This window comes from Nocardia sp. NPDC049220 (genome assembly GCF_040647855.1).
GTDB lineage: Bacteria > Actinomycetota > Actinomycetes > Mycobacteriales > Mycobacteriaceae > Nocardia.
Genome location: NZ_JBEZDA010000026.1, coordinates 18,146 through 41,595, shown reverse-complemented (window position 1 = coordinate 41,595; position 23,450 = coordinate 18,146). Strand labels below are relative to the sequence as shown.

21 protein-coding genes are annotated in these 23,450 nt (G+C 65.1%); 11 read left to right on the top strand and 10 right to left on the bottom strand.

All coding sequences use genetic code 11. The features are described from left to right. Positions 1-112: 112 nt before the first annotated feature. Positions 113-544 (bottom strand): VOC family protein, encoded by a 432-nt coding sequence (locus AB0C34_RS29620; protein WP_357080116.1) that lies wholly within the window; start codon positions 542-544, stop codon positions 113-115. A gap of 146 nt (positions 545-690) precedes the next feature. Between AB0C34_RS29620 and AB0C34_RS29615 the strand changes: the two genes are divergently transcribed. The 4 genes from AB0C34_RS29615 (at position 691) to AB0C34_RS29600 (ending at position 4,614) form a co-directional block, all read left to right on the top strand. Continuing rightward, entirely contained in the window at positions 691-1,665 is a 975-nt protein-coding gene (locus AB0C34_RS29615; RefSeq protein WP_357080113.1) for a helix-turn-helix domain-containing protein, read from the top strand. Positions 1,666-1,911: 246 nt separating this feature from the next. Then, positions 1,912-2,781: an alpha/beta fold hydrolase gene (locus tag AB0C34_RS29610; protein WP_357080110.1), complete on the top strand. Its 870-nt coding sequence runs from the start codon at positions 1,912-1,914 to the stop codon at positions 2,779-2,781. 145 nt (positions 2,782-2,926) lie between these two features. After that, positions 2,927-3,868 (top strand): ATP-binding cassette domain-containing protein, encoded by a 942-nt coding sequence (locus AB0C34_RS29605; protein ID WP_357080107.1) that lies wholly within the window; start codon positions 2,927-2,929, stop codon positions 3,866-3,868. Next, complete coding sequence (locus tag AB0C34_RS29600; RefSeq protein ID WP_357080104.1) at positions 3,865-4,614, top strand: ABC transporter permease; 750 nt, start codon at positions 3,865-3,867, stop codon at positions 4,612-4,614. Before AB0C34_RS29605 ends, AB0C34_RS29600 begins: the two co-directional genes overlap by 4 nt. Here AB0C34_RS29600 and AB0C34_RS29595 read toward each other — a convergent pair. Further along, entirely contained in the window at positions 4,598-7,744 is a 3,147-nt protein-coding gene (locus AB0C34_RS29595) for a BTAD domain-containing putative transcriptional regulator (protein WP_357080101.1), read from the bottom strand. The two genes, AB0C34_RS29600 and AB0C34_RS29595, sit on opposite strands and share 17 nt — an antisense overlap. Before the next feature lie 327 nt (positions 7,745-8,071). Between AB0C34_RS29595 and AB0C34_RS29590 the strand changes: the two genes are divergently transcribed. Both AB0C34_RS29590 and AB0C34_RS29585 read left to right on the top strand, forming a co-directional pair. Continuing rightward, positions 8,072-9,298: a cytochrome P450 gene (locus AB0C34_RS29590; RefSeq protein WP_357080098.1), complete on the top strand. Its 1,227-nt coding sequence runs from the start codon at positions 8,072-8,074 to the stop codon at positions 9,296-9,298. Positions 9,299-9,343: 45 nt separating this feature from the next. Further along, positions 9,344-9,547 (top strand): ferredoxin, encoded by a 204-nt coding sequence (locus tag AB0C34_RS29585; RefSeq protein ID WP_357080095.1) that lies wholly within the window; start codon positions 9,344-9,346, stop codon positions 9,545-9,547. Between the two features lie 133 nt (positions 9,548-9,680). Here the strand turns inward: AB0C34_RS29585 and AB0C34_RS29580 are convergent, their stop codons facing one another. The 3 genes from AB0C34_RS29580 to AB0C34_RS29570 form a co-directional block, all read right to left on the bottom strand. Further along, complete coding sequence (locus AB0C34_RS29580) at positions 9,681-10,301, bottom strand: TetR/AcrR family transcriptional regulator (protein WP_357080092.1); 621 nt, start codon at positions 10,299-10,301, stop codon at positions 9,681-9,683. Between the two features lie 79 nt (positions 10,302-10,380). Continuing rightward, positions 10,381-11,526, bottom strand: a complete 1,146-nt coding sequence (locus AB0C34_RS29575) for a lipase family protein (protein WP_357080140.1) — start codon at positions 11,524-11,526, stop codon at positions 10,381-10,383. Between the two features lie 609 nt (positions 11,527-12,135). After that, positions 12,136-13,623, bottom strand: a complete 1,488-nt coding sequence (locus AB0C34_RS29570; RefSeq protein WP_357080089.1) for a cytosine permease — start codon at positions 13,621-13,623, stop codon at positions 12,136-12,138. A 415-nt stretch (positions 13,624-14,038) separates the two neighbouring features. On the opposite strand from AB0C34_RS29570, the gene AB0C34_RS29565 reads away from it, so the two are divergent. Together AB0C34_RS29565 and AB0C34_RS29560 are read left to right on the top strand one after the other, a co-directional pair. Next, positions 14,039-15,145: a class II histone deacetylase gene (locus AB0C34_RS29565; protein ID WP_357080086.1), complete on the top strand. Its 1,107-nt coding sequence runs from the start codon at positions 14,039-14,041 to the stop codon at positions 15,143-15,145. Positions 15,146-15,259: 114 nt separating this feature from the next. Continuing rightward, positions 15,260-15,595: an MmcQ/YjbR family DNA-binding protein gene (locus AB0C34_RS29560; protein WP_357080084.1), complete on the top strand. Its 336-nt coding sequence runs from the start codon at positions 15,260-15,262 to the stop codon at positions 15,593-15,595. A gap of 117 nt (positions 15,596-15,712) precedes the next feature. On the opposite strand, the gene AB0C34_RS29555 is transcribed toward AB0C34_RS29560, so the two are convergent. From AB0C34_RS29555 to AB0C34_RS29545, 3 genes are all read right to left on the bottom strand, one after another. Continuing rightward, complete coding sequence (locus AB0C34_RS29555; protein ID WP_357080081.1) at positions 15,713-16,351, bottom strand: HD domain-containing protein; 639 nt, start codon at positions 16,349-16,351, stop codon at positions 15,713-15,715. A gap of 54 nt (positions 16,352-16,405) precedes the next feature. After that, positions 16,406-16,945, bottom strand: a complete 540-nt coding sequence (locus tag AB0C34_RS29550; RefSeq protein WP_357080078.1) for a cupin domain-containing protein — start codon at positions 16,943-16,945, stop codon at positions 16,406-16,408. Positions 16,946-17,125: 180 nt separating this feature from the next. Next, complete coding sequence (locus AB0C34_RS29545) at positions 17,126-17,473, bottom strand: hypothetical protein (RefSeq protein WP_357080075.1); 348 nt, start codon at positions 17,471-17,473, stop codon at positions 17,126-17,128. Between the two features lie 401 nt (positions 17,474-17,874). On the opposite strand from AB0C34_RS29545, the gene AB0C34_RS29540 reads away from it, so the two are divergent. Then, positions 17,875-19,560 carry an alpha-keto acid decarboxylase family protein gene (locus AB0C34_RS29540; protein ID WP_357080072.1) on the top strand — a complete coding sequence of 562 codons (1,686 nt, stop codon included), beginning with the start codon at positions 17,875-17,877 and terminating at the stop codon, positions 19,558-19,560. An 18-nt stretch (positions 19,561-19,578) separates the two neighbouring features. Here AB0C34_RS29540 and AB0C34_RS29535 read toward each other — a convergent pair whose 3' ends face one another. After that, positions 19,579-20,217, bottom strand: coding sequence for an HD domain-containing protein (locus tag AB0C34_RS29535; RefSeq protein WP_357080069.1), 639 nt, complete (start codon positions 20,215-20,217; stop codon positions 19,579-19,581). A gap of 99 nt (positions 20,218-20,316) precedes the next feature. Here AB0C34_RS29535 and AB0C34_RS29530 point away from each other — a divergent pair, with 99 nt between their 5' ends. After that, positions 20,317-21,357, top strand: coding sequence for a GlxA family transcriptional regulator (locus tag AB0C34_RS29530; protein WP_357080066.1), 1,041 nt, complete (start codon positions 20,317-20,319; stop codon positions 21,355-21,357). Positions 21,358-21,581: 224 nt separating this feature from the next. Then, entirely contained in the window at positions 21,582-22,559 is a 978-nt protein-coding gene (locus AB0C34_RS29525; RefSeq protein WP_357080063.1) for an NADP-dependent oxidoreductase, read from the top strand. A 73-nt stretch (positions 22,560-22,632) separates the two neighbouring features. On the opposite strand, the gene AB0C34_RS29520 is transcribed toward AB0C34_RS29525, so the two are convergent. Next, the gene (locus AB0C34_RS29520; RefSeq protein WP_357080059.1) at positions 22,633-23,232 is read right to left on the bottom strand and encodes a helix-turn-helix domain-containing protein; all 600 of its coding nucleotides are present in this window, start codon (positions 23,230-23,232) and stop codon (positions 22,633-22,635) included. Positions 23,233-23,450 lie beyond the last annotated feature (218 nt).

Sequence of the window (23,450 nt, the reverse complement as noted above, 5' to 3'; positions counted from 1 at the left end):
CTACGCCTCCTGGCCCGCCACCCCGAGAGGACATGGCCTGGTGCGAGCATCTTGTCCTGCCAGCCGTGGATCCGGTCGATCACAAATCCGGTCGATCACAGTGCTTCGCGAGTCACATCGGCGACGTGAACTCGAGTTGGATGCCGTCCGGATCGGAGAACGATAGGATGGCGATGCCGAAATCCGCCATCTCGGTGATTTCACCATGCTCGATACCGGCTTCGGACAGTCGGGACGCTGCCGCGACAAGGTCGTCGCGAGACGCGACTGCGAAGCTGAGATGGTCCAGCCCGACACGCTCGGAATCGAAGCTGTCCGTCGCGGGCGCTACCGGGCGTAGGCCGAGCAGCATCCCGTTGGCGTGGAACACCACCCCGCCGAACAGCTGCCTCGGGTCGGCGCGCACCACCGGGTCATCCGGGCTGCCATTCGATTCGGCGGCGATCGGGAACCCGAGGACGTCCCGGTAGAAGGCTCTGGACCGAACGATGTCGGTCACCGTCAACCGAATGTGGTGAGTACCGGTTGTTTCGATCGCTGTCACGAAAGCTCCCCAGGTGCAGAAATTACGAAGGTCGGGCTCGGCTGCGCCCGGGCTTCGATACGGGTGGCGAGCCGCTCGAATGAGCGTAGATCGGATTGCCGCCGGAACGGCGTGTCGCAAACGACATTTTCGGTACTATTTCCGACATGGATGTCGCGGTTTTCGTCGTCGACGGCGTTGCCGACTTCGGATTGGCCGCCGTACTGGAGACTTTCAACACCGCGAACTGCGTGCGGTCCGAACTCGTCGGCCCCCCAGAGCCGTGGCAGATCCGAACCGTGTCGTTCCGCGACTCCGTGCGCACGGGCAACGGGTACGCCGTGCCGACGACGCCGCTCGACGAGATCACCGACGAATTCGAGCTGATGATCGTCCCCGCGGTGAATGTTGTTGCCGCCGACAGGCTGATCGACCTCGTCTCCGCATCGGCCAGCCGCCCAGCGCTCGACCGCCTCGTCGCAGCGCACAGCCGGGGCGTGCACTTGGCCGCCGCCTGCACCGGAACGTTTTTCCTCGCCGAGGCAGGTGTGCTGGACGGCTCACCCGCGACTACCAGCTGGTGGCTCGGCCCGAGTTTTCGCCGCCGATACCCCCGCGTCGCACTGGACGAGGGCCGGACGCTGTGCCGCGGCCGTGGCGTCACTACCGCGGGCGCCGCGCTGTCGCATATGGACCTCGCCCTGTCGCTGGTCGCCACGACGAGTCCCGCGCTGGCCGAGCGCGCCATGTGCTATCTGGCGGTCGGTTCGGGCCGACTCCAGCGCGATTTCATCATTCCGGAGGTCGTCGCCAGGGGTGATTCGGTGACCGCCGCCTTCGAGCGTTGGGTCCGCGACCATCTCACCGACAACTTCCGAATCGGCCAAGCCGCCAGAGCCATCGGCGTCACCGAACGAACTCTGCAACGCGCCACAAACGCCGAACTCGGTATGTCCCCGACCGAATTCGTCCACGATATCCGGATGGAGCGGGCCAAACACCTGCTGCGCACCACCACGCTCACGGTGGACGCGGTAGCGGCGAAGGTGGGCTATCTCAACGCGGGCACCCTGCGCAGTCTGTTCCGCCGCCGCCGCGGGATGTCGATTTCCGAGATCCGGACGACACGGGGCTCCTACTGAGGCCGGTAGCGGCCCGATCGACCCGATCCGAGCCGCCGGATCCGCGGGCGAGGCCCCGGAATTCGATCGCCGACAACGCGCACACGACGATCGGTCCTGCTGAGAGAATATTTGTATGCCTTACAGGCGTCGGTTGTCCACGCTTCCCACGACGGCGAGTGGTCTCGTGCGGTGGAAGTCGCAGCCGGGGCAGCGGGGCGATCCGATCCGGATGCTCGACTGGTCGAACAGCGACGGAGGGCAAAGATGCCACTTCACGAACTCGAGTCCGTGGTCCTGCACAACGACGTCCTCCGGTTCGTCGACGTCGGTGCCGGGCCCGCGGTGGTGTTGGTGCACGGCCTACTCGGCTCGCACGAGTCCTGGACGCCCCAGATCAGGAAGCTCGCCAAGAAATATCGGGTGGTGGCACCCGATCTGTTCGGGCACGGGGCGTCGGACAAACCCGCCGGCGACTACTCACTGAGCGCGCACGCCGCCACCCTCCGCGACCTGATCGACCATCTCGAGATTCCCACGGCAAGTTTTGTAGGGCATTCCCTCGGCGGCGGAATCGTGATGCAACTGTCGTATCTTTTTCCCGAGCGGGTCGCCCGGCTTTGTCTGGTCAGCAGCGGGGGCCTCGGGCCCGAGGTGAGCTTGCTGCTCAAGGCGGCCACCCTGCCGGGAAGTGAAGTGGTGCTGCCGGTGCTTGCCTCCAACTGGCTACGGCGCAACGCCGAGACCGCACTCAGAAGGCTGGGACGTCTCGGGTTTCCGCTGCAGCCGAGTCGCGGCGCCACCGAAACGTGGCGGATGCTCGAGACCATGTCGGACAAGTCGTCCAAAGCAGCGTTTCTGGCCTCCACCCGCGCGGTCGTGGGACCACGTGGGCAGACGGTCAGTGCCACGCAGCATCTCGCGAAGTTCGAATCGATTCCCTCGCTGTTGGTCTGGGGCGGCAAGGACAGAATGATTCCCGCCGCACATGCCGACAACCTCCGCCGCGAAGTACCGCGCAGTCGCATCGAGATCCTGCCCAACGCAGGCCATTTTCCCCAACTCGACGAACCACTTTTGTTCTTCCGTGTGCTCGACCAATTCCTCGATTCGATCGCGGAGTCCACTGGTCGGTAACCACCTCACGGCGCCCTACCGCGCTGGACGTGTTCGGCTCTACTGAGCAATCGCAAAACCCGGGTCAGTTCGTCGCACCAGGGCGTCAGTGGTCGTGTCAGGGGTGTGACAGGTAGCTGTCAGGCCGGGCGCCGATGGTGGTCGCATGAAAGATTCAGCGATCGCGGTTTCAGGACTGCGGAAGACATACGGGGACAAAATTGTGCTCGATGGCATCGATCTAGATGTTCCTGCGGGTACGGTTTTCTCCCTGCTCGGCCCGAATGGGGCGGGGAAGACGACGACGGTGAACGTGCTGAGCACGCTGACGAAGGCCGACGGCGGATCGGTCCACGTTGCTGGACATGACGTCACGACCGACGCCAAGGCGGTGCGCGCGGCGATCGGGGTCACCGGCCAGTTCGCGGCGGTGGACGAACTGCTGACGGGGCAGGAGAACCTGCAGTTGATGGTGGACCTCACCGGGGTTCGTGCCACAGCTGGCAAGCGGATCGTCACCGACCTGCTGGAGCGCTTCGATCTGGCCGAGGCGGCGCAGCGGCCCGCGTCGACCTACTCCGGCGGTATGCGCCGGAAGCTCGATTTGGCGATGACGCTCGTCGGCAACCCGCGGATCATCTTCCTGGACGAGCCGACGACGGGCCTCGACCCGCGCAGCCGTCGCACGATGTGGTCGATCGTCCGTGATCTGGTGGCCGACGACGTAACCATCTTCCTCACCACCCAGTACCTCGAGGAAGCCGATCAGCTGGCCGACCGAATCGCGGTGCTCGACCAGGGCCGTCTGGTCGCCCAGGGCACACCCGACGACCTCAAGCGCCAGATCCCCGGGACGCACGTCCGGCTCCGATTCGCCACCGTCGCCACGCTCGACGCGGCCGCGCGTCTGTTCCCCGACTCCACGCGGGACGAGGAGGCACTTCTACTCCGGGTTCCCAGCGACGGCGGCACGACATCGCTGCGGGCTCCGCTGGACCGGCTCGACGAGTACGCGCTCAGCGCCGACGAGTTCTCGGTGCACACTCCCGACCTCGACGACGTTTTCCTCGCCCTGACGGGCCACAACACGGAGGTAGTCGCGAAATGAGCGGCAAATCCCATGCCCTGGTCATGTTGCGCCGCAACTTCAAACACATCGCCCGGAACCCGACCTCGGTGTTCAACGCGGTCCTCATGCCGATCATCATCATGTTGATGTTCGTGTACATGTTCGGCGACGCTTTCGACGTCGGTGTCGACTACATCGACTACGCGACGCCGGGACTGATCCTGCTCGCGGTCTGTTATGGACTGGGGGCCACCGCGACCTCGGTGAACTCCGACATGACGAACGGAATCATCAACCGGTTCAAGGTTATGGACGTGTCCCGTGGTGCGGTGTTGACCGGTCACGTCGTCGCCAGTGTGCTGACCAATCTGGTCGCCATCGTGGCCCTCGTCGCAGTGGCCTTCCTGCTGGGATTCAGTCCGGCGGCGAGCTTCCTCGATTGGCTCGGCGTCGCCGGCATCGTCGTACTGCTCGGTGTCGCAGCAGGCTGGCTCACGGTCGCGCTGGGATTGGCGGCCAAGTCTCCGGAAACGGCGGGTCTGGCCTCCGTGCCGCTGGTCATGCTGCCGTTCTTCAGCAGCGCGATCGTGCCGGCGGAGAAGATGGGGCCGGGCCTGCGGCAGTTCGCGCAGTATCAGCCCTTCACGCCGATCATCGAAACCATGCGTGGGTCGCTCAACGGCGCACCCGACAGCGGCGCGGCAATCACCGCCGTCGCCTGGTGCGTCGGGATCGCTCTCATCGGGTATCTGTGGGCGCGTTCGACGTTCACGAAGCGAGCGTGACCGAGACCAACTGACTCCAGCTCCTCTCCGTGCCCTCCCGAGCCGCCTCCGCGAACTCCGCGTCGCCGAGGCGGCTCAGCGCGGCCTGCTCGATCCGCGCGACATCCGGGTGGGAGCGATCCGACAGGCCGCGCACGCCGACGCTCGCCGCGAGCAGCCGCGCGGCCTGTTCGTACTGGTGGTCGCGTAGTGCCAGATCCGCGACACCGACCAGCACCTGCGCGAGCAAGGGCGCATGCCCGGACTCGCCCGCCGCCTGGACTGCCGCGACGCGGTGGGCACGGACCTCGTCGAGATCCTCGGTGAGGTATCCGAGCAGGTCATGAAGAACCGCGCGGACGATCGCCCGCTCGGCGTCGTCGCCCAGCATGGCCGACGCGACGTCGAGTTGCCGGTGTGCCTGCTCGGCATCACCGCGCCAGCGGGCGAGTTCCGCCTTCGCCAGCGCCAACTCGGCCAGCGCGTTCGGCCAGGCGACTCGTTCCGCGGACCGTTGCGCCTCGGCCATGGCACCCTCGCTCGACTCCGCATCGCCCAGCAGCCAGTACAACTGGGCCTGCCGCGACCGCATCGACACGACATCCTCGATGGCGCCGACCTCGGTGACGACCGCGATCGCCTGCTCGTAGTGCCGGCACGCACTGGCGAATTCGCCCCGCATAGCGATTCGATTCGCCAGCTCGGTCAGAGCGAACGAGATCCCCCAGCGTTCGCCGAGTGCCCGAAACTCGGTCAGCGCCGTCTCGAGGTAGACGTCCGCATCCCTGCCGCCCTGCCCGAGCTGGATCCGCATCTTGCCGAGCTGTAGTCGGCCCAGGGCGCGCACCCAGGGGTCCTCGTCGACCAGGAGTGATTCCCACGCGGGCAGAAACACGTCCGGCCCTCGCAACATGCTTTCCAGTGGGGCGGCGAACCGCAGCACCGGGTGACGGCTCTGCACCCGCCGACTGATTTCGTAAGCTTTGCGGATCCACTCCTGCGCCTGGTACTGGTCACTCTGCGGCCCGGAGGTCACGAAGTGCACGACGAACGCGTACACCAAGGCCCGGATCTCGTCAGCCACCTCGCCGGGCACGGCCGTGGCCGCCATGATCAGCTCGTTGCCCTCCGCCTTGTGCCCGCCGAGCCACCAGTACCAGCCGGCGGCAGCGGCGAGCCGCATCGCCCCGGCTGCCTCGCCGGCGGCGAGGGCGGCGCGCATCGCGGCACCGATATTGTCGTGCTCGGCCTCTAGCGTGGCGAGCCATTCCAGTTGCTCGGCGCGGCGCAGATGCGGATCAGCGATTTCGGCGAGTGCGGTGAAATATCCAAGATGCGCGCGGCGCGTCGGATCCGATTCCCCCGCCTCCGCGAGCCGCTGCTCGGCGTACTGCTTGATCGTGCCGAGCATCCGGTAACGCGGCGCCCGGTCGCCCTCGGTGAGCACGAGCGATTTCTCGGTCAACGCGGTCAGCAACTCGAGTACCTGGCCTGTCTCGACCGCGTCGCCCGCGCAGACCCGCTCGGCCGCTTCCAAGCTCGCCCCGCCCGAGAACACCGAGAGTCTGCGCAGGACCATCCGTTCGGCGTCGGTGAGCAATTCCCAGCTCCAGTCGATTACCGCGCGCAGTGTCCGGTGCCGTGGCAGCGCGGTACGGCTGCCGCCGGTCAGTAGGCGGAACCGATCGTCGAGTCGATGGGCGAGCTGATCGAGAGACATGGTGCGCAACCTGGCCGCGGCGAGTTCGATAGCCAGTGGCATCCCATCCATCGCCCGGCAGACACGCGCCAACGTCGACAAGGTATGCGCGTCGGTCGCCAAATCCTTGCGCACCGCGCCGGCCCGGTCCCGCAACAATCGGACGGCTGGAGCGGACTCTATTTCGCTGGGGCCGGCGTCCCCTTTCGGCAAGGCCAGCGGCAGGACCGGCCATAGCGCCTCGCCGGTGATGCCGAGGGGTTCCCTGCTCGTCGCGAGGATCCGCAGCCGCCGGCACTCTCCGAGCACTCGATGGGCGAAGGTCGCGGCGGACTCGATCACGTGCTCGCAGTTGTCCAGAATCAGCAACATCGCCCGCTCACGGACGGCGGCGATGAGCCGGTCCGTCGGCTCGGCGTCCGGTGCCGCACCGAGCAGCGCATCCCGCAGGCCGAGCGCCGCGAGCGTCGCTTGCGCCACGTCACCATCGGCGCCGATGGCCGCGAGTTCGACCAACCAGGCCCCGTCCGGCAGGTCGCCGAGCAGGGTGCGCGCGGTCTCCGTGGCCAACCTGGTCTTGCCCGAGCCCCCCGGCCCGATCAGGGTGGTGAGCCGATGTTCGGCATTGAGTTCGCGCACCTCGGCGACATCTTCGTCTTTGCCGACAAAACTGGTCAACTCCGCGCGCAAGTTGGTCTTCCGGTTCTCCTCCCGCCGTCCCAGCTCACCACGCAATAGCGCGACGTGCACCGTGGACAGTTCCGGTGCGGGATCGACGCCCAGCGTGTCGGCGAGGGTCTCTCTCGTGCGCTCGTACACCAGCAGCGCCTCGGTGTCCCGACCGGTCGCCGCGAGGGCGCGCATCAAGGCGGCGACAAGCCGTTCTCGCACCGGATGCAGCGCCACCAAGTCGGTCAGTTCCGTGACCAGCTCCGCACCGTTTCCGAGGCCGAGTTCCGCATCGAACCGATCCTCCATGGCGGTCAACCGCAGTCCTTCGAGCCGGGTGACCACCGCGTCGAAAGCCGCACTCTCCTGCAGACCGATGTCCTGCATGGCCGCACCACGCCACAACGCGAGGGCCTCGCGGAGCCGCCGGACCCCCCGCGGATCCTCGTCATTACGGGCCTGCGCGACGAGGCGTTCGAACCGCACGGCGTCGACAGCGTCGGGTTCCACCCGCAACCGGTAGCCGTCCGCCTGACCCTCGACCGACCCGTCCGGCAGCACCTTCCGCAGCCGGGAAACCAGGCGTTGCAAGGCATTCGCCGCATCGGCGGGCGGGTGCTCACCCCAGATCCAGTCGATGAGCGTCGCCTTCGGGACTGCGTGACCAGGTTCGAGCGCGAGCGCGATCAACACCGCGCGCAGCCGAGCGCCCGGCACGTCGACGACGACGCCGTCGCCGTCGCCCGTGCGAACCTCGAATGGTCCAAGCATCCCGATCTTCACCCGGCTGATCCTGCCATGGGTGATCGGCCGGCCTCCGACTGCTGACGCCGCGCAGAAAGTTCCCGAGGTCCTCGCGCCTGGCCCGGTACCAGCTGGTCGTCGATCGTCGGCGTCGCCGGCCGCTTGTCCGGTGGGGCGGCCGGGGCTCCGTCGAACGTCGCGGTGTCGCTGGCCGGTTCAGGTGTCCGCATGTCGAGGAGCAGTCGGTTCGTGCTCGTGCGGGCCGGCCGGCAATGGCCCCGGCATGGTCGGTGTCAGGGCGGTGTCAGTCGAATGTCAGGCCAGTCGGCGACTGTGGCACAACAAACCGCCGCAGAAGGAAGTCCAATGAATCCCACCATTTCCATCCCGCACGGCCTCCCCATCGAACGTGATGCGGGGCCCTTCGATCCGCCCCGCCGGATCACCCAGCTGCGCGAGGCCCGGCCGGTCAGTCCCATGGTCTTCCCCGACGGTCACGAGGGCTGGCTCGTCACCGGCTACGACGCGGTCCGCCGGCTCATGGCGGATACCCGGTTCAGCTCGCGCCAGGACATCGGCATTCTGCACATCCCCTACGAGACCCCGAACATGCCGGCTGCCACCGAACCGTCGCCGCAGACGCCGGGATTGTTCATCGCCATGGACGCGCCCGACCACACCCGTCTGCGGCGCAAGCTCGCGGGCGCGTTCACCGTCAAACGCATGAAAACGCTCGAAGAGCAGATCATCGACATCGTCGAACGGCAACTGGACGAGTTGGCGCGTCTTACCCCGCCGGTCGACCTGGTCAAGGAATTCGCACTGCCGGTGCCCTCGCTGGTGATCTGCGAAATGCTCGGTGTCCCCTATGCGGACCGAGAGAACTTCCAGATCAACTCCGCCAAGTTCTTGGTCAAGGATCAGTCGCTCGACGAGAAGATCGCCGCCTACGTCGCGATGACGACGTACCTCGCCGAGTTGGTCGCGCGCAAACGCGCCGAACCCGGGCAAGACATCCTGTCCGACCTGGCCAGTCATGACGACCTCACCATCGAGGAGCTGACCGGCATGGCCTTCCTGCTGCTGCTCGCGGGCCACGAGACCACCGCAAACATGCTGGCGCTCGGCACCTTCGCGCTCCTGGAGCACCCCGACCAGCTGGCCGAACTGCGTGCCGACCCGGACCTGCTACCCGATGCCGTCGAGGAACTCATGCGCTACCTGTCGGTTGTCGATATCCTCTTTCGCTACGCCACGGCGGACATCGAACTCGGCGGTGAGACAATCCGCGAGGGTTCGACCGTCATCGTCTCGATGCTCGCCGCCAACCGCGATCCCCAGCGCTTCGACAACCCCGACACCCTGGATATCCACCGCGAGGCGCGCGGACGCCTGTCCTTCGGCCACGGCATCCACCAATGTCTCGGCCAGCAACTGGCCCGCATCGAGATGCGCGCCGGCTTCGCGGGACTGCTGCGTCGCGTCCCGACCCTCGAACTAGCCATCCCCGCCGGCGAGGTGAGACTCCGGACCGACATGAATATCTACGGCGTCCACGAACTGCCCGTCACCTGGACGGAATCGGCCAGCTAGCAGCGGGACGACCGTCCTCGATATACCCGTTGGTCGTGAAAGGAGATGACGAGGGTGCGAATATTCGCGGATCGGGAGCGCTGTATCGGCTCGGGCATGTGCGCGCTGACCGCACCGGAGGTTTTCGATCAGGACGAGGACGACGGCAGGGTGCGGGTACTCGATGCGAGACCGCGGCGCGGGCACTCGGCAGTGCGGGATGCCTTGGATGCTTGCCCGTCCGGGGCGCTCGCCATCGACGAGTTCTAGCAGTAGCGCCCGGCGTAGTTCCGGTATCGACGGGATCGTGCGTTCACCCATCGGTCTCGGCGGCCGAACGCATCGAGGTGGCGGTGCTCGAACCGACAATTGTCCCCGGTCGGGGTCGCGAGTACTCGAGCGTTCAGCAATCGCGAGGACCGACGAGGGCGATCGCGGATTCGACCGCCGCATCGATGACGTCGGAGATCTCATTGCCGTCTTCGACGGTAGTCGCGATGAGTTCGCGGAAGCCGCCGAAGAGGATCGTCGCCACCTGACGGGAGGGCGGACGCAGACCTGCGGCCGCGAATTCCGCGGTACCGGTGAGTTTCTGGATCAGGGCGATGAACGCGTCGCCGGTGTCCCGCTGTAATTGCCGCGCGTCCTCGCCGAGCGCAGGACCGACCCGGATCCAGCTGAGCAGAATCGAGGGATCCTGCTGCGCGAAACCGATCCATGCCTCGATGGCTTGGCGTATTTGCCTACGCCACGGGGCATGCGGGTCGACGGCCGCGTCGATCTGTTCGATCGTTGTGGTGTTCCACTCGTTCAGCAGAGCTACGAAACAGTCCTGTTTGCTGGTGAAGTGTTCGTAGAAGGTGCGTCGCGAGGTGCGGGCGTGCCGAACCACGTCGGCGACGGTCGAGTCTCGGTAACCACGCTCGCGGATCGCGACAGCCATGCTGTCGAGGAGCCGGCGGCGAAACCCCGCTTCCGCGCTGGAATCGCCGGAGGTGGACGCAAGTGGCTCGGCACGTGTCACGAGAGTCAGATTAGTTACTTCCTCGCGCGGCAGCATGCCGGAAACCGGTCCCGGACCGTATTCCGGCACCGGCGCGAAGTCAGCAACTGGTCGGCGCCGGTTCACCGCGGAATCGAGCTTCCAGGTAGTTCCACGCTCCACCGAAGCCCGTGATGGCGGCCGTCATGTGTTCGGTGATGTCGTAGGGGCGGAACTGCAGCGGAGTTCCCGCCTTGCAGTAGCGGTCAGCCAACTCGGCGACCGGACCGAAGTGGGTGAGTTCGTCGAAACGCGCCTGCCAGAAGTAGGTCGGAATGCCCGGAACGCCCTCGAAGTAGCGCAGGCTGTTCTCCCGTAAGACGGCATGGGCCTCCGGGCTGTCCATCAGGTTCTTGGACGCCGCCATCTGCTCGGCACTGCGGAAGGCGCCGTGAAACAGGAGGAACTTCCGGCACGCGTCGTGTGTCAATTCTCGGAACCACAGCCCGTTTTCGTTGAGTTGCTCGGAAACCGGCAACCGGTCCGGGTATTCCCGTTCCAAACCCATGGCGGCGGCGAACGCCAAGCCGAAGCCGGGGTGCGGCTCGAAACCGAGCGCCGTCGCCATCTCCTCGAGATCGGCAGGAATACCGCCCGCGACCGCTGCGGTGAGTCGGAGATCTGGGGCGTAGGTGGGCTGCAATGCGGCCGCCCACGCGGTGGCCATGGCGCCGCCGGAGTACCCGGCGATCGCGACGGGCGACGCGGCGAGACCGAGGTCGGCTGTTTTCTTTACGGCCTTGATGCTGTCCAGGGTCATCATGCCGCTGAGCTTGGCCGCGCCGTAGGCCGACGTCGGACCGAGGTAGTCCGGCATCGATACCGCCCAGCCGCGGGCGATCGGCGCCATGGCGCCCGCCACCATGTCCTCCTCTGGCATTCCGCCGTTGAGCAGCGATCGTGACGGCTGGCATTTGGTGCCGAGAGAATTGATCAGCGCCTGGTAGGAGACCAGTGGCGGGTTCGGCACCCCCATCGGGCGCAGAACCGTGGTCACGCCCATGACCGGATTGCCCGTCGAGTTGGTGGAGCGAAACGCCACCTGCCAGCCTTCGCTGCCCACATAGGGGCCGGTGCCGACCCTGCGCAATCGCACCACATCACCCGGCTGGAGCGACGCGAGATCGGACGGCGCGGCGTAGAACGGATCAGGATCCGGTGTGGGATACAGTGGTTGAGCACTCGCGGGCAAGCCGAACAGCCCCATCGAGATGATACTGGACAACAAGAGCACAATCCTGCACGGAATTCTGGACACGGTTTTCCTTCGAGGGTCAGCCGCCACCGATTCACCGACGCCGAGACGAATATCTCTCGATATCGGCAACTCGGACGGAACGGCACTTCACAGCGAGACCACGACGAAAACTTCCTCTACCGCACATGCGGGAAGAACCGGAAGCCGGACCGAGCACGAGCCAACCACGGCAGGCTAACACAGCTGTTCGGGCACGCGATTGCCTTTCGTGACAGAATACGGCATTCACCTTTCCCGGCCGGTCACTTATCTAATGACAACTGTCGGGCGGAGCGGGAATTCTACGTCTTCACATGACGACGCGGCGCGGATACCAGCCTTTTATCGGGTTTGCCGGAGGCGACAATTCGACACGTCGGCGAGTCATGACCACGCGGCAAACCTCGTCGGAAGAAGGTATTGACAATGACTGAAAAGCCGGGCTGACAATAGATTCTCGTATGCGAACACCGGTCGGACGCAGTCACGAACCCGGCCGAACTATGGACCAGAAACCAAAGATTCGGACCCGAGGCGACGCCAGCTCGAGCCGCGTCTACCTGGTCATCCGACCAGAGCTCATGAAGCGGTAACGCCCACTCGCTCCGCACTGTGGTCCTCGGCATGCCCGGTCGAAGTCGGCCGTATGAGCGGAACTACCCGGTGCAGAACCGCGTATCCCACGACGGCCAGCACCAAGGCGACGAATACTCCAAGGTTGCTGCTGCCCAGACCGCCGGCGCGAGCGGCCGGCGTGAACAGGTAACCGAGTAGCGGGCCGATATGCGGATCGGGTGAGGTGACCAGGCCGAGCCCGACGATCGTCGCGACGATCAGGCACCCGACTCCCGCGCGGTTCACCCTGCCGTAGCCGCCGGCCGGGCTGTACAGGGACCCTCGGTCATACCCGACATGGCGACGCTGCCAGAGATCGACCAGAAAGATGCCGGTCCAAGCGGCCATCACTACCCCGGTCGTAGTCAGAAACGCCTGGAACGGAGCGAAGAAACCCGGTGCGGCGAACGCCACATACCCGCCGACGACGGCGATCAGAATCGCGTCGATCACCACGGTGCGATGCCGAGGCATCCTAACCCCCACTGTCTGCAGCGCGAGCCCCGAAGAGTAGAGGCCGATGATAGAGCCCGACATGAAGCCCACCAGCGCCAAAATCAGATATGGCACCAGAAACCAGGTGGGCAAATGGGCCGAGAGGGCACTCACCGGATCGTGCGCGGCCCTCGCCGCGACATCCGGATCACCCGCGGCCAGCAATGTCCCGAATCCCATCAGCACGATGGCGGGGGCAGCACCACCGAACGTGATCCAGCCGACCACACCACGTTTGCCGACTTCGCGCGGGAGATACCGGGTGTAGTCGGCCGCGCAGTTGACCCAGCTCAGACCGAGCGCATTGGCGACGAGCAGCACGCCTCCCACGAACGCACCCGCACTCAACTGGCCGTGCGTCGCGAACGAAATCCTGGGCAGCGTCAACACGACGTACCCGATCGACAGCCCGGCGAATGCGAGGGTGAACCACTTCTGGATCCGCAGGATTACGTGGCAACCATAGATTCCGACCACCGTGGTCACCAGAATGACCGTGACGAGGACACCGACCATGATCGGTCCGGTATCCAGATCCGGGTCGAGCCGATGCACCACGGTGCGCGCCGCGAGGGTCGCCAGGACTGCCGAGAAGGTCTCCCAACCGACCAAGGCCAGATAGCTGAGCGCGGCCGGGATCTTGTTGCCATGGAACCCGAACGCCGCACGGCTGGCCACCATGGTTACCGCACCGCCCCGTTGCCCGGCCAACGACACCAAGGCGAGCAACAGGAAGGAGAGAATCGCACCCACCACGGCGGCGAGTGCTGCGCCATGCCAGTCGAGCCCGAGCGCCATCACGTAGGGACCGAACGACACCAAGATCACGTTGCAACTCGTGCCCGCCCACGGCCAGAAAAGGGCGCGCGATTCGCCTCGGCGTTCCTCGTCGGCGACCCACTCGGTGCCTTTGTGCTCGAAAGTCCAGTCCGATGATTTCGCTGAGCTCACTGCCATGACGAATCCTCTCGAGGAGAGCAGCGACGGGCGGTATGAATCAACCTCCCGCACCCTTCATGCACTCACGCATTGTGCCGTTAAATGATGGCACGTCGAACGGGTTTCCGGAACCCATGCGCCCTCATTGATCGTTGTGTCGCACGACCTTTCGCCGAATCCGCGGCGAAAGGCCCCACATCGCGTCGGTCAATAAATGTTTGCTGCCGATTCGCCAGTGATCCCTACAACGACGGTCTGTCCGCCTGGCTCGACGCGACACCGAATACCCATCTGTCCGTGCGTATTCGGTGGCCGCTGCTTCCGGTTGCGGCGGAGTGGCCGGTGTCCTCTAATGGGAGCGCTGTCTTCAACGCAGCAAGGTTTGACTGTGGGTGGTCCGCGCTGACCGGTCCACCGCGATGAGGAGCTCCACATGACGACTGGGTACGTCTGGAACACCGTCTACGGATGGGTCGACACAGGTACGGGCAGCTTGTTCCCGTCCGACGCCACCGCGGGCCTCCAGCCCATCAGCCACCATCTCGCCCACCCCGATACCAAACGCCGCTTCCACGAGTTGGTCGCGGTATCGGGCCTGCTCGACCGGGTCCGGTCGATCAAGGCGGTGCCGGCAAGCGAGGAGGACATCCTGCGCGTGCACACCGCACAACATCTGGACCGGATCAAAGCCGAGAGCCTTCAACCGAAAGGCGGGGATGCCGGCGACGGTTGCTCGCCATTCGGCAAGGGCGGATACGAGATCGCGGCGCTATCGGCCGGCGGCGCGATCGAGCTCGTCAAACAGGTTGTGGCAGGCACTGTCGACAACGGTTACGCGCTGGTCAATCCGCCCGGACACCACGCGACCCGAGCGACCGGCATGGGATTCTGCATGTTCAACAACGTGTCGGTCGCCGCCGCTTACGCGAAAGCCGTCCTCGGCATCGAACGGGTTGCCATCGTGGACTGGGATGTTCACCACGGCAACGGAACCCAGGACATCTGGTTCACCGACCCCTCCGTCCTGACCATCTCGATCCACCAGCATCTGTGCTTCCCGCCGAATTCGGGATTCCGCGAGGAACGTGGCGAAGGCGACGGGTACGGATACGCGATCAACATCCCACTGCCGCCCGGCAGCGGTGACGCCGCCTATCTGCACGCCCTCGAGCGTGTGGTCGAGCCGGCGCTGCGCTCCTTCGATCCCCAGCTCATCATCGTCGCGTCCGGCTTCGACGCGAGCATCCTCGACCCGTTGGCACGTCAAATGGTCACCAGCGCAGGCTTCCAGAAGTTCACCCGTCGCATGCTGGACACGGCCGCCGACGTGTGCGCGGGCCGGATCGCGTTCGTGCAGGAAGGCGGATACAGCCCGCACTACGTGCCCTACTGCGGTGTGGCGGTGCTGCGCGAACTACTCGGCGAAGAATTCGTCGACGACCCCTACACACCGATCGTCGCGACAATGGGCGGTGATGTTCTGCTCGCGCACGAGGCCGCCGCGATCGAAGAGGCCGTTCCGCTGATGGCGCAACTGTAGGCCGCTGCGACGGCACGCTGCCGATCGCCGTGCACTACCGCGCAGCGGGCCGTCCTTCGGGGAAACCGGGCACACATCGCGCGCTCCGAAATCGCGCCTGAAAGGATTCGAGGGATGAGCGCCACTGGGGACGATGTCCGCGCCCTTGCCCTTTCGTTGCCGGAGACGGCCGAACAATTCACGTGGGGAATGCCCACCTTTCGGGTTGCCGGCAAGCTTTTCCTCACGCTCCCCGAGGGCGAAACTTCGATGGCGGTCCGCTGCCCCCTCATCGACCGCGACGAACTCGTCGCCGCCGAACCGAACAAATTCTGGATCGCCACCCACGAGGCGTACAACGCCTGGGTCCGCGTGCGCCTCACCGCCCTCGACGACCGGGACGAGCTGGCAGCCATCGTTCTCGACTCATGGCGACAGGCCGCACCCGGACATCTGCTCGACGGTGCCTGATGACGTCGCTGCAAGGCGCTGTGCCACCGTGGCTGTACACGCCACGGTGGCTCAGCGCGGGTGCCGATGGTCGAACTGCCTCGTTCGGCAACAGATTGCGGCACTCCCAGCCCTGCCCTATTCGGGCCAGGGATTGCCTTCGATGATCTCGACGAAGTCGGTTCGGGTGAACCCGGGCACGAAATGAGCGAGCACATCGGCGTTCACCGTACCGAATGTCGTGTCCGGGCGATCAGCGAAGCCGTTGGTGAAGGCCGCGAGAATCTGGCGCTTGAAGTCGGGGCGTGGATGGGCGGCGACGACAGCTTGGATATCGGCCGGGTCCAGATCGTGGTATCCGATTCCTAGGACATCGGTCTCCACGCCCGCGGTGACCAATGCGACCTCGGGCTCCATCCGCTCGGGAATGCCCGGGGTGGTGTGCAACGCGATAGCGGTCCAGACTCGTCGCAGGCCGTCGTCATCGATGCCGTGCGCGGCGAGGAAGCGGCGAGCCTCGTCGGCGCCGTCGAGCTCGAACCGCTGGGTCGTGGTGCGATACGTATCGGTCAGGCCGAGGTCGTGGAACATCGCACCGACGTAGAGCAACTCGGGGTCGGGTGACAATCCGCGCCGGCGTCCTTGCAGCATCCCGAAGAGGTAGACGCGCCGCGAATGATGGAACAGCAGTGGCGGCGCACAATCGTGCACCAATGCGGTCGCTTCGGCGATCAGGCGGCTGTCGGGAATCGGAATGTCCGCGATACGCTCTGTCACGAGGTTCTCCTCGATGTTTCGTCTCGATGTGGTTCGACGGAGGCGTCAGGCGTTCTAGTGGGTCGGCGGTCGCAACCCGTAACGTGATACCACATCGTCGAACCAGTCAGGGACCCCATAGGTCAGGCCGTATTTCCGTGCGAGTTCACTGAATTCGGGCGACTCGTGCAATTGCGGGCCGACCGCCGCGTCCTGGACGCCGGCGGTGAGCAACTCCCCGAGTTCCCGGAAATAATTCTCGAAACCTCCGGGCGTGATGATCTCGATGATTCTGCCGGGCACCGAGCCGGCGTTCCACATGGCATGCATCTGGCCGCGCGGCTTGGTGATATAGCCGCCCGGCCCCAGGACCACTTCATCGGCGTCGGATCGAAAACCGATCTCGCCCTCCAGCACGATCGAGTGCTCGTCCTCACGCGTATGGCGGTGCGCCGCAGTGATGGCACCGACCTCGAATGGATGCTCCACTATAGCCACTTCACCGCCGTTGTCACGGCTGTAAAGTTTGAAAACCGCACTGAATCCAGGCATCTGGACGATGCCCCCGTCCCCGGGCCGCACCACCCGGACGGTCGACGCGCCGCTTGTCTCCATACCGTCTCCCCATTCATCGAATCTACGGCCAGAACGTTATAGAAACCGATCGGTCGGTTACAGGCCGAAGCTGGTGAAGTGTTCGAGCCCCAGCACATGCCGGCGTCCGCTGTCGTGCGGTGTCAGTGCTCAGGTCTATACGGCGACCCGACCGTATCGATTCCACCCAGGTCGGTTCGGTCAGCTACTGCCGAACAAGCCGCCGCCCCAACCACCGTTGCCGAAGCCACCGCCACCCCAACCGCCGTCGCCGCCGCCACCCCAACCGCCGCCGCCCCAACCATCGTTGCCCCAGCCACGATCACGATCCGGGCCTTCCCCGCCTCTTCCGCCCCAACCGCCGCCATGACCACCACCACCGCCACCACCACCACCAGGTCGATCGACCTGCACCACGTCGGATACGGACGTCGGCGCGGCGATGGCAGGAACCGTCACTGTCGTCATCGGAATCGCTATCGCGGCTCCAACGAGCGCGACCTTCGCGAGCAGCTGGCAGGTGGAATTTCGGTGCGTCTTGTTGGTCATCATCATTACCTTCTTCCGGCGGAGTTCGTCGCACTGACCCCACTCGCCGATTGTCGATTTCGTTGACAGTCCCCAACACGTCTGATAGTAAGCCTGCACCGTCGTCGCCACCACCACCCGAAAAGTCGGATCACACTCGTCATGAGGTCACAATTCGGAGCAACTCCGTCGAAATCGGCACATACGGCGCCCGCCGGTCAGCTTTTAATCGCCCCGCACCACATCAAGTGCCTCGAGAGTTTTCTGCCCGGTAGTCGGGTCCGACCGATCTTGCGCTGACCTATGATCGATATGCGTCCTGCCACGACGCACCGAAAGCTCGCCCGTTTGCTGGGCTCGCGGATGAGGGTTGCCGAAAATCTGTCGGAAGAAGATGCCTTTATCGAGAAAGGTGCTTCGTCATGGCCACGTCTACCGTCGGCGACTATCTCCTGCTTCGACTGCGTGAGATCGGTATACACCACATCTTCGGCGTGCCTGGGGACTACCAGTTGGAGTTTTTGGACCAGCTCGAAGCGATGGACGGTATCGAATGGGTCGGGAACTGCAACGAACTCAACGCCGCCTACGCGGCCGACGGTTACGGCCGCCTGAACGGGATCGCCGCGCTTCTCACCACGTTCAGCGTCGGCGAACTCAGCGCGCTCAACGGTGTCGCCGGCGCCTTCGCCGAATCCGTGCCGGTCGTGTCGATCGTCGGTACACCGGCAACCTTCGTCATGGACGCGGGCCAGAAGGTGCACCACACCGTCGGTGACGGCGACTTCACCCACGCCGCGACATGCGCGCACGAGTACACCGTCGCGCAGTCGTGGCTGAGCCGCGACAACGCCGCCTCGGAGATCGACCGCATGCTGCGGCTCTGCTGGTTGTTCAAGCGCCCCGTGCAGCTCATGCTTCCCGCGGACGTGGCCTACCAACAGATCGACGCGCCGACGGAGCCCCTGGTTCTCCCCGAGCCCTCCAGTGAGCCCCATGAGCTGGCACGATTCAAGAACGAGGCCAGCGAACGACTACGCGCAGCACACAGTCCGGCAATCCTGGTCGGTCATGAGGTCGACCGATACGGGCTTGCTACGCACTTGCGCGAGCTCGTCGAAAAGATCGGCTGCCCGGTCGCCTGCCTGAGCAACGCCAAGGGCGTCTTCCCCGAAGATCACGACCAGTTTCTCGGCGGATACTCCGGAAAGCTCAGCGATCCCGAGGTCAAGCGGGCGATCGAACAGGCCGACTGTCTCTTGACTGTCGGTGTCATGTTCACGGACTCGGTCACCGGCGGCTTCTCCCAGCAGATCGATCCATCCCGGGTCATCGCGTTGCATCCGACGGCCGCAGCCGTCGGTGAAAGCCGACATGCCCACGTCTCCATGAAGGACGCGATGAGCGCCCTCGCCTCCGTGGTGACGACCAAGCCGTCGAAGATCACGTCGTATTACGACCGGATCGTCCGTGGCCGGGCGCCATACCAGCCCGTCGGCTCGACCCGACTCGTCCAATCTCGATACCTGGAGCAACTCCAAGCTTTCCTCGAGCCCGGTGACGTCGTGATCGCCGAACAAGGTACGTCGTACTTCGGATCCGCCGATCTGGCCTTTCCCAAGGACTGCACCTTCGTCGGGCAGCCGCTGTGGGGATCGATCGGCTACACCCTTCCGGCTCTGCTGGGCACCATGCTCGCAGCGCCGGATCGCCGCCACATCCTGCTGATCGGGGACGGCTCCTTCCAATTGACCGCGCAAGAACTGTCGACGATTCTGCGACACGACCTCAATCCCGTCATCTTCCTGATCAACAACGACGGCTACACGGTCGAACGCCTCATCCTGGGGCCACAAGCCAGTTACAACGACATACCCCGGTGGAACTACCACCGGCTGGTCGAAGCCTTCGATCCCGACGGTCGAGCCCGCACCGTCCAGGCCGGTACCGAGGACGAACTCGCGGCCGCACTGGACACCGCGAAGACCGACAACGACCGGCTGGTTTTCCTCGAGGTGATGATGGAACGAATGGACAGTCCGCAATCCCTGGTCGAGTTGGGCAAGGCATTCGCGGCCGCGGACTATCACCACGCGGCGGTGTCCTGAGGTTCAGGGAGTCGGAGTTCAGGCGGGCCAGGGCGAGGCGATGACGCGCTCGACCATGGAGATACGGCGAAAACCGGGGACGAAGTGGTCGAGAATGTCGGCGTTGACGGTGCCGTAAGTGGTATCCGGCCGGTGCTCGAGTCCTTCGCGGAAGGTCTGGAGGAACTCGTTCTTGAAGTCACCGCGCGGGTGCGTCGCGGTGATCTCATCGACCAGCACGGGGTCGAACTCGTCCAGCCCCACACCGATGGCATCGGTGAGCACGCCGAGGTTGGTGGCAGCGATCTCCGGGCCCATGCGCCTCGGTATCTCCGGTGTGGTGTGCAGTGCGATCGCATTCCAGACGAGTTCGACGGCCCCCGCGGAAAAGCCACGGTCGAGCAGGAAGGCTCGGGCATGATCAGCGCCATCGATCTCGAATCGCTGCACAGTCGCCGAAAACGGAGTCAGCAGTCCCGCGTCGTGGAACAGCGCGGCCACATAGAGGAGCTCGGGGTCGGGATCGAGGCCCAAGGCGCGAGCATGCATCGAGCCGAAAAGGAACACACGGCGCGAGTGATGGAACAGAAGTGGGCTGATCTTTTCCCCGATGAAACGGGTCGCATCGGCTGCGGTGGAGGTCTCGGGGATCTCCACTCCTGCGATAATCTCGGACATGCAACGCTCACCTTCGGGTCTCGACCGCGTGGAACCGGACAATTCGTCCGACTTCCACACTGCCGTCGAGCGAGGTGTCCACGCCGCCTCCGCCGGGACATGAATCACCCACATCAGGACAACGCCGGGCCCCGCCACCGCACGGCGCGTGCCGACGCCCATCGGGTCGCAGTCCTGGTGTACGACGGTGCCAAGCTCCTCGACATTGCCGGCCCCACCGAAGTCTTCGCAGAGGCGAACCGGCTCGGTGCCGACTATCGCGTCATCTTGGTGTCGCCCACCGGCGCAGACGTCACCACCTCGATCGGCACCCGAATCGCGGTCGATACCGGCCCGGACATCCAGCCTGCGCCCCGTACCTTCCTTATTGCGGGCGGCGAAATCTATCCACGCACCGCCGTACCGCGAGATCTGGTCGATGCCGCGCAAGCCATCTCGGTCGGCGCGAAACGAGTCGCCTCCATCTGTACCGGCGCGTTCATCCTCGCCGCCGCCGGGCTGCTGGACGGTAAACGCGCCACAACACATTGGAAGGTCGCGCACACCCTTGCCTCGCGCTACCCGATGATTCGGGTCGAGCCCGACTCCATCTATGTCCGTGACGGAACCACATACACGTCGGCGGGGGTAAGCGCCGGCATCGACCTCGCGCTGGCTCTCGTCGAGGAGGACCACGGGCCGGACCTCACTCGTGAGGTTGCGCGCGCCCTCGTCGTCTATCTCCAGCGAGCGGGCGGCCAGTCGCAGTTCTCCGCACCTTTGCAAGGTCCACCACCCCGGACGCCGGCACTGCGCAGGATCGTCGATCTCGTCACGGCGGACCCGTCGGCGAGCCATTCGCTGACCGAGCTTGCCGATCGCTTGAATCTGAGCCCTCGACACCTCACTCGTCTGTTCCGCGACGAACTCTCGACGACACCGGCCAGGTATGTCGAATCGATCCGTTTCGATGTCGCCAAGGCTCTCCTGGACCAGGGATACACCGCCACCCAGGCCGCGGAGCGTGCGGGCTTTCCCAGTTACGAGAGCCTGCGCAGGGTCTTCGCCCGCGAACTGGAGATGTCGCCGGCTGCCTACCAGCGCCGATTCCGCACAGCGCGCCGGGGCGAGTCGGCCACAGACCGTGCGACACCGTCCTGAGTGCAGACGGACGGCGGGTCCAGTTCGTCCGATCCGGACCGATTGCACTCAGCCGACTGCGCTAACGCTCGAGCTCCCGAAAGCCCGCGAGTAACTGTCCGGATCCGGGTGGTTCCTGACCGAATAGGCGCAGCGGCGAGAGTTGTACGCGGCCAGGCTTATCGGATAGCGCGAAAGCCGGAACTCTTCGGATCCGGTACGCGACCAAGGCAGAGGGAGGATCGATGATGGATGCTGAACTGACCGTCGCGAACACAACACCTCTGATGATGATGGCACTGCGCGCGCATGAGCGCGGTGGGCCCGAACGCCTCGTGTACGAGCAGGCACCGCGCCCGGCTCCCGGCCGGGACGAGATCTGCGTCGCTGTGCGGGCAGCGGCTATCACCTTCGCCGAACTGACCTGGGCAGAAACTTGGGAGAGTGCGGGCATCGATCGGACGCCCGTAATCCCGTCACACGAATTCGCCGGAGTGGTCACCGAAGTCGGCCCGGGTGTCATCGACTTGGCCGTAGGTGATTCGGTCTTCGGGATCGCACCATTCGACCGCGACGGAGCAGCGGCCGAGTTCGTGGTCGTCCCGTCCGCGTGCGTGGCACGCAAGAGGACCACTGTTTCCGACCTCTACGCGGCCGCCGCCGCCTTACCTGCTCTGACCGCCTGGGAGGCACTGTGCGACAAGACGCACTTGGCTGCTGGTCAACGCCTCCTGATCAGGGGCGGCGCCGGTGCGGTCGGGGCATTTCTCACCCAGTTCGCGCACGGAATGGGCGCGGTTGTCACGGTGACAGTGACCTCGGCGGCGGCCGAGGCCCGCGCGAGACGCCTCGGTGCCGACCATGTCGTCGTGACCACCGCGCGCTCGGAAGGGCTCGATCTACCACCATTCGACGTCGCCATCGACGCGGTCGGCGGCGACGTGCCGGAATGGATGTATGCCTCGGTCCGCCTGGGCGGACGCCTCATCGTTCTCCAAGAGCCCCCGAGCCAGGAACTGGCCGACAAGTATGGCGTGCACGCGGTCTTCTTCGTAGTCCGCACACGCCGTGAGAGGCTGGAGACACTGGCCACGTTGCTCGCCGCGGATGGAGTCGAGGTGGCGATCGCTCAGACATTTCCGCTATCGGCTGGTCGGGCTGCCTACGAGAGCGGGTCTTCGCCGAAACCCGGGCCTGGCAAGACGGTGATACTCGTTCCCTAGTTCGATTTCACCCGTATCTGACGTGGACGCGACGACGTCGTCATGAGACACAAGGTTTTTCGAGTCGCGACGGTCAGCCGGAGAAACGCTCACGGTAGACAGCCGGGGCCACACCGAAGTGTTGTTCGAAGACTCGGTGCAGTGTCTCGACGGAGTTGAAGCCGACAGACTGTGCGATGGAACGGAGTCCGTCGCCGGTGTGCACGAGCCGGCGTGCTGCCGCGTCGACGTGGATCGACTCCTCCGGACCGAGCGCATGGGGCCCGACCGATGCGCGCGGGTGAAGGGCAAATGCAGTGACCAATGGCGTTGTGGAGCTGACGCGGCGGATCGCCAGACGGGTGGCCGATCGGCTCGACAACTGGGCCCGGGGATATCGGCGCCGTCGCGACGAGCTCGATACGACCTTGCGTACACCACGACCGAACTCACGGGCGTCGATCGGACAATAGGACGCGACGAGTTCGAACGGCTCGACTTGTCGCCGAGGAAGACCTTCGCCGCCGCACGCCGTTTCTCGGACATCGACCGGATCATGCGACCCCTCCACGGAACACCCCGTACCCCAGCAGAACTCGAGCAACTCCGTATGATGACCGGTAAAATGAATCTGAGCGCCGAAGCCGCATCCCGATTCGGTCAAACACTGTATATCAGCAGACACCACGGACATATCTTCCGTGGAGACGACCGCATCCCGATGGACTGTTCCAAACCGGCTTCGTACCACAGCGACCGACTTCCGAAACCCGCGACTACTCCCTTTCCCGGTGTCATCGTGAGTCTGTCGACCTGTTGTGCGCCGACGATTCGGTGCGGCGGAATCTGGTGGGGGAAAACGATTTCGGTGTCGGATGTGTAGGTGGCGAGGCTCATACCCAATCCGAACTA